The sequence below is a fragment of the Promicromonospora kroppenstedtii DSM 19349 genome (assembly GCF_000515355.1).
GTDB classification, from domain to species: domain Bacteria; phylum Actinomycetota; class Actinomycetes; order Actinomycetales; family Cellulomonadaceae; genus Promicromonospora; species Promicromonospora kroppenstedtii.
Map to the genome: position 1 here is coordinate 26,760 of NZ_KI911635.1, position 5,629 is coordinate 32,388.

Below are 5,629 nucleotides of genomic sequence, written 5' to 3' on the forward strand. Positions count from 1 at the left end.
GGCGGTGCTCGCGGCGTGCCGCGCCCAGGGCGCCGAGGTGAGCACGCTCGACGATCTCGCCGCCGTCGTGGCCACCAGCGACCCGGTGGTGGAGGGCGTGCTGCGCGAGGTCGGCGCCGCCGTCGGGCGCGTGCTCGGCATGGCGGCCCTGACCCTGGACCCCGACGAGATCGTGATCGGCGGCGAGATCGTGCACGTCGCGCCCGTGATCGTCGAGCAGGCCGCCGCCACGCTGCGTTACGAGCTGCACCCGCTGCCCACCGAGGAGCCCGTCGTCGTCCGGGCCGGGCGGCTGCGCGACACCGACGGGGCGCTGGGCGCCCTGGCCGCCGCCTTCCATCTCTCCCCGCTCCTGGTCGGCTACCCCCAGCCCGAGGCCGCCGACGGGCGCGAGGACCTGCGCGGAACCCTGCGCACCCCGATACCCGCACCCCTGCACGCACGCCCGAGGAGAGCCCTGTGACCACGTCGACCGTGTCGACCCCCACCCCGGCGAGGAACGGGTCACCACCCCGCCGCCGGGCGGGCAAGCACGCCACGCTGCTGACCCTGAACGCCGTCTCGATCGTGGGCGGCATCGGGGTCTGGTGGGTGCTGGCCCTGACCGGCCTCCAGCTCCCGACGCCGCCCGAGGTGCTAGCCAAGGGCATCGAGCTCGCCGCGAGCGGGACCCTGGCCGAGGACCTGCTGGCGAGCCTCGGCCGCGTCCTGGCGGGCTTCCTGCTCGGCTCGGCCGCCGCGATCCCGGTCGGGTTCCTCATGGGCTGGTACGTACCGGCCCGCGGCCTGTTCGAGCCGTGGATCCAGTTCTTCCGCACCATCCCGCCGCTGGCGCTGCTGCCGCTCGTGCTGGTGCTGATGGGCATCGGCGAGCTGCCCAAGGTGTTCGTCATCTTCCTCGCCGCGTTCCTGGCCTGCGTCATCTCGACGTACCAGGGTGTCGTCAGCGTGGACCGGACGCTCATCAACGCGGCGCGGGTGCTCGGCGCCAAGGACGGCACGATCTTCCTGCGTGTCGTGGTGCCGGCGTCCTCGCCGTTCATCCTCGTGGGCATGCGCGTGGGCCTCGGCTCGGCGTGGGCCACCCTCGTGGCCGCCGAGCTGCTCGCGGCGCAGGCGGGCCTCGGGTTCCGCATGCAGCAGGCCCAGACCTACTACGACCTCGCGACGATCTTCGTCTCCATCGTCGCCATCGGCGTGCTCGGCCTCGTGATGGACCGGCTGCTGCTGCTCGCGGAGACCCGGCTGACCGGATGGCAGGAACGACGATGAGCACCGACACCCCCACCCTGACGGGCACCGCCAAGATCTCCGTGCGGGACACCCGCAAGACGTTCGCCCTCAAGGACGAGGAGTTCGTCGCGCTCGACGGCGTCTCCCTGGACGTGGCCGACAACGAGTTCGTCACCGTCGTGGGCCCCTCGGGCTGCGGCAAGTCCACCCTGATGAACATCGTCGCGGGCCTGGAGACGCCGACGTCGGGCCAGGTGCTCGTGGACGGCGCGGGCGTGACCGGCCCCGGCCCCGAGCGCGGCGTCATCTTCCAGCAGTACGCGCTGTTCCCGTGGCTCACGGTGCGCAAGAACGTCGAGTTCGGCCTCAAGGTGGCCGGACTGCCCGCCGCCGAGCGGCGCGAGCGCTCCGAGCACTACGTGCGCCTGGTGGGCCTGGAGCAGTTCGCGGACGCGCTGCCCAAGACGCTGTCGGGCGGCATGAAGCAGCGGTGCGCCATCGCCCGCGCCTACGCCGTCAACCCGTCGATCCTGCTGATGGACGAGCCCTTCGGGGCGCTGGACGCCCTGACCCGGGTGCGGTTGCAGGAGCAGCTCCTGGACACGTGGAGCACCGAGAAGCGCACCGTCCTGTTCATCACGCACGACGTGGACGAGGCCGTGTTCCTTGCCGGCCGCGTGGTGGTCATGGCCGCCCGGCCGGGCCGCATCCACGAGGTGATCGACGTGAACCTGCCGTACCCCCGCACCGAGGAGGTGCGGCTCAGCCCTGAGTTCGCCGAGCTGCGCAACCGCGTGTGGCGGGCCGTGTACCACCAGACCCAGACCCAGACCAAGAACTGAGGACCCCCATGCGAATCTCCAGGAGAACTCTCGGCGCGGCCGCGGCTGGCCTCGCCCTCGTGCTGTCCCTCGGCGCCTGCTCCGCCGAGGGCGGCGCCGCCGGCGAGGACGCCACGATCGAGGTCGACTTCGGCTACATCCCCGACTTCAACGGCACCAGCCTGCTGGCCATCGCCGAGGACCAGGGGCTCTGGGCGGAGCACGGCATCGACGCCACCGCGTCGTCGTTCACGAACGGGCCGCTGCAGATCCAGGCGCTCGGCACGGGTGACCTCGACTTCGGGTACATCGGGCCCGGTGCGTTCTGGCTGCCCGCCTCCGGGCAGGCCAAGGTGGTCGCGCTGAACACGCTCGGCCGCGCCGACCGTGTGGTGGCGCAGCCGGGCATCGACTCCGTCGAGGACCTGAGGGGCAGGACCGTCGCCGTGCCGGAGGGCACCTCGGGCGACATGATCCTCACGCTCGCCCTGCAGGAGGCGGGCATGACCAAGGAGGACGTCGAGCTGGTGCCCATGGAGCCGCCGGCGATCGTGGCCGCGCTCTCCTCCGGGCAGGTCGACGCCGCCGGCTTCTGGTACCCGGCGCTCGCGACGGTCAAGAAGCAGGTGCCCGACCTCGTGGAGCTGGCCCGGAACACCGACTTCGAGGAGACCGTCGCGTTCCCGACGGCCTTCGTGGCCGGCAACGACGTGGTGGCCGACGACCCCGAGAAGGTGGACGCCGTGCTCGAGGTGCTGCGCGAGGCCATAGCCTACCGCGCCGAGCACATGGACGAGGCGATCGCGCTCACGGCCGAGTTCAACGACCTCCCGGAGGCCGACGTCGAGGCGGACGCCGCGAACGTGCAGGTGCTCGATGCCGACGAGATCGACGCGCTGACCCAGGACGGCACCACCGACACGTGGCTGACCGGGATGCAGGACTACTTCGTCGGCGCGGGGCAGCTCCCGGAGGCCGTGGACCCGGGCGAGTTCTACCTGGGCGACCAGTTCGTCAAGGCGGGTGAGTGACGCGGTGGGTGACGCAGTGAGTGCTGCAGCGGGGGCAAAGAACGTCCTGTTCCTGATGACCGACCAGCACCGGGCCGACACGCTGGGTGCCTACGGCAACCCGCGCGCGGCCACGCCGGTGCTGGACGGCCTGGCGGCGTCCGGCACACGGTTCGACCGCTGGTACACGCCGACGGCGATCTGCACACCGTCGCGCGCGAGCCTGCTCACCGGGCAGGCGCCGTTCCGGCACCAGGTGCTGGCCAACCACGAGCGCAACGTGGGCTACCAGGAGGACCTGGCCGAGGGCACGTTCACCTTCGTGGAGGCGCTGCGCGAGCGCGGGTACAACACCGGCCTGGTCGGCAAGTGGCACGCGGGCACCGAGAAGAACGCGGCGTCGTTCGGGTTCGACGGGCCGGACCTGCCCGGCTGGCACAACCCGGTCGACAACCCCGACTACCTGGCCTATCTGGCGGAGCACGACCTGCCGCCGTACGAGATCAGCGACCGTGTGCGCGGCACGCTGCCCAACGGCGGCCCGGGAAACCTGCTGGCGGCCCGGCTGCACCAGCCGGTCGAGGCCACGTTCGAGCACTACCTGGCCACGCGCACCATCGAGCTGCTGGAACGGTACGCGGACGACTTCCGGTCGGGGGAGCGGCCCTTCTTCCTGGAGCTGAGCTTCTTCGGGCCGCACCTGCCCTACATCGTGCCGGACGAGTACTTCGACATGTTCGACCCGGCCGGCGTCGAACTGCCCGCCTCGATCGCGGAGACGTTCGAGGGCAAGCCGCCCGTTCAGGCCAACTACAGCGCGCACTGGACGTTCGACACCATGCCGATCGAGGTGACGCGCAAGCTCATCGCGGTCTACTGGGGGTACGTGACGCTCATCGACCAGCAGATCGGTCGTGTCATGGACGCGCTGGAGCGGCTGGGGCTCGTGGAGGAGACCGCGGTGTTCTTCACGTGCGACCACGGCGAGTTCACCGGCGCGCACCGGCTGCACGACAAGGGCCCGGCGATGTACGAGGACATCTACCGCACGCCCGGCCTGCTGCGGGTCCCGGGCGGCCCGGCGGGCCAGGTGCGCACCGAGTTCGTGAGCCTGCTGGACTGCACGGCCACGATCCTGGAGCTGGCCGGGATCGACCCGACGCCCGCCGTCGACTCGCGCAGCCTGCTGCCGCTGGCCCGGGGCGAGGACGTCGAGTGGCAGCAGGACATCGTGTGCGAGTTCCACGGGCACCACTTCCCCTACCCGCAGCGCATGCTGCGGGAGGACCGGTACAAGCTGGTGGTCAACCCCGACTCGGTCAACGAGCTCTACGACCTGCGCACCGACCCGGACGAGCTGACCAACGTCTACGAGGACGCCGGCCTGGCGGACGTGCGGCGGCGCATGATGGGGCGGCTGTACCGGCTCCTCCGGGACCGTGGCGACAACTTCTACCACTGGATGACCACGATGTACGACGTCGGCGAGGTGGACCACGACCCGACCCAGTCAGGCCTGGACGAGACGACGTACGCGGCACGCTGACCGGGCGGCGGGCGGCTGGGTGTGGCCGGCCGCGGTCACGCCCCGCGCAGGTAGTCGAGCATGAGGTCGAACGCCGCCTCGAGCTGGTCGGACCGGCCCGTGGCGCGCAGCACCTGGACCCCGCCCTGGATCCCGGCGACGAAGGCCGCCGCGGTCCGGTCGGGGTCCAGCTCCGCGCGCACCTGGCCGCTCGCCTGCATCGAGACGACCCCCGCGCGGATCGCCCGCTGCCACTGCGCCAGCAGCTCCGTGATCACCTCGGCGGTGCCCGGCGAGCTCGACATCTGGTCCATGAGCGCGCCGAGCGGGCAGTGCCGGCCCTGGGCCTGGTACCGGGCGACCACGGCGTCGCGCCACGCGGTCCACGACTCCCACGAGTCGAGCGCGCTGAGGTGCGGCTCCTGGTCGGTCAGCACGCCGCCCGCCTCGTGCCGTGCGACGGCGAGCAGCAGCCCCTCCTTGCCGTCCGGGAAGTAGTGGAAGATCTGGCCCTTGCTCGTGCGCGTCACCGCGCCGACGTCGTCCAGCGTGACGGCGCCCGGCGCGTTGCCGCGCAGGTACTCGGCGGCGCCCTCGATGATGCGCTGCCGGGTCGCCTGGCCCTTCGGGGTGAGCTTCACGCCCCTGACGGTACGAGCGTTCTTCTGGACTTGCTAGTCCACAATTTGTCGCCTCCTGATCCCGGCGGCCTGCCCCCGAAGTGCCGACCATGCACCTGCTGCCAGCATGACGCTGGATCTGGCAGCAAGTGCATGGTCCGGGATCGGATGAAAGAACCCCTTGTCGGTAGATTTCACCCAAAGTTTACTGATGGCACGACAGGTCACGGTCCTGGCGTGGGAGTGTGGAGGCGGCACCGGGGCCCGCAGGGGGTCGCGGGCGGACGCACACGGAGGTCGGCGATGCGCACACGTCTCGGGCGGGCAGGGACTCTCGGACGGGTCTGGGGGAGCGGGCTGTCGGCCCTGGCGGTCGCCGCCGGCGTGCTGGTCGTGGCGCCGGGCGCGGTCGCGCAGGAC

At 71.5% G+C, this 5,629-nt stretch carries 6 protein-coding genes; 5 read left to right on the forward strand and 1 reads right to left on the reverse strand.

Annotated elements, in window-relative coordinates; all coding sequences use genetic code 11:
• The 5 genes from PROKR_RS07300 to PROKR_RS07320 all read left to right on the forward strand — a co-directional run.
• Positions 1–463: ROK family protein (locus PROKR_RS07300; RefSeq protein ID WP_036961312.1), on the forward strand; the 463-nt coding region annotated here is incomplete at its 5' end.
• Positions 460–1,272 (forward strand): ABC transporter permease, encoded by an 813-nt coding sequence (locus PROKR_RS07305; protein WP_084800297.1) that lies wholly within the window; start codon positions 460–462, stop codon positions 1,270–1,272. The genes PROKR_RS07300 and PROKR_RS07305, both read left to right, overlap by 4 nt.
• Complete coding sequence (locus PROKR_RS07310) at positions 1,269–2,075, forward strand: ABC transporter ATP-binding protein (protein ID WP_036961315.1); 807 nt, start codon at positions 1,269–1,271, stop codon at positions 2,073–2,075. Before PROKR_RS07305 ends, PROKR_RS07310 begins: the two co-directional genes overlap by 4 nt.
• An 8-nt stretch (positions 2,076–2,083) precedes the next feature.
• Positions 2,084–3,085, forward strand: a complete 1,002-nt coding sequence (locus PROKR_RS07315) for an aliphatic sulfonate ABC transporter substrate-binding protein (RefSeq protein WP_036961318.1) — start codon at positions 2,084–2,086, stop codon at positions 3,083–3,085.
• 16 nt (positions 3,086–3,101) lie between these two features.
• On the forward strand, positions 3,102–4,610 hold the full coding sequence (locus tag PROKR_RS07320; RefSeq protein ID WP_245605733.1) for a sulfatase family protein: 1,509 nt from the start codon (positions 3,102–3,104) through the stop codon (positions 4,608–4,610).
• A 35-nt stretch (positions 4,611–4,645) separates the two neighbouring features.
• Here the strand turns inward: PROKR_RS07320 and PROKR_RS07325 are convergent, their stop codons facing one another.
• Positions 4,646–5,230, reverse strand: a complete 585-nt coding sequence (locus tag PROKR_RS07325) for a TetR/AcrR family transcriptional regulator (RefSeq protein WP_036961325.1) — start codon at positions 5,228–5,230, stop codon at positions 4,646–4,648.
• Between the last annotated feature and the right edge of the window lie 399 nt (positions 5,231–5,629).